Annotated in this window: 1 protein-coding gene; it reads left to right on the top strand. The window is 45.8% G+C overall.

Annotated features, from left to right (window positions below):
* The coding region (locus tag A3757_RS05045; protein WP_156506187.1) for a helicase-related protein at positions 1–566 on the top strand (566 nt) is incomplete at both ends.

Raw genomic sequence — 566 nt, 5'->3', positions numbered from 1 at the left:
CTACACCTGGACGTTTACTCGACTTGCTCATGAAGGAGTGTATCGACTTAAATCACATTGAGTTCCTAGTATTTGATGAAGCAGACCGTATGCTAGACACGGGTTTCATTAATGATATAAATCGTATTTTGAGGGGCATGCCTAAACAGCGGCAAACCCTGCTATTCTCTGCAACCTTCGATCAGGCTATTTTCGATCTGAGCAAAAAATTATTAAAAGACCCCAAGCTCATTGAAGTCGATGCTCGCAATACCGCCGCTAAGAAAGTTGAACAAATGGTCTACACCGTCGACAAGGATCGCAAGCGCGAATTAACGTCTTACTTAATTGGCTCTAAAAATTGGCAGCAGGTACTCATCTTTACACGCACCAAGCAAGCCGCTGACGAGCTCTCCAAAGAAATGATCAAGGATGGGCTCAAGACGGCAGCTATTCATGGTGACAAGTCTCAAGGCGCTCGTGAGCGTGCACTGGAAGACTTCAAGCAAAACAAACTACGCGCCTTAGTTGCAACGGATGTCGCTGCTCGAGGGCTGGATATTGACCAGCTCAAGTATGTCATCAAT

It is taken from the genome of Oleiphilus sp. HI0117, from assembly GCF_001635235.1.
This window is presented reverse-complemented; position numbering and strand designations above follow the sequence as displayed.